At 68.2% G+C, this 233-nt stretch carries 1 protein-coding gene; it reads left to right on the top strand.

All coding sequences use genetic code 11. The annotated features are described in order from the left end of the window. On the top strand, window positions 1-233 hold a 233-nt coding region (locus CN514_RS19675), incomplete at both ends, for a hypothetical protein (RefSeq protein ID WP_217993945.1).

Below are 233 nucleotides of genomic sequence, written 5' to 3' on the forward strand. Positions count from 1 at the left end.
CACCGAGGCCGACCACGACCTCTACGACCGCTACTACGTGCAGGGCGCGACCATCGCCCCCATGCCCACCGGCACCTCGATGTCGCTGCACGATGCCCTGGCCGCCATGCTGATCCCTTCTGCGAGCAACTACGCCGAGGCGCTGTCGTCCCGGATCTTCGGATCGCAGGATGCGTTCCTCGGCGCGACGCGCACCTGGCTTTCCGGCCACGGGCTGACCGGCACCACGATCA

Origin of the sequence: Bacillus sp. AFS001701, assembly GCF_002559405.1 — a bacterium.
Classification (GTDB): Bacteria; Bacillota; Bacilli; order Bacillales; family Bacillaceae_G; genus Gottfriedia.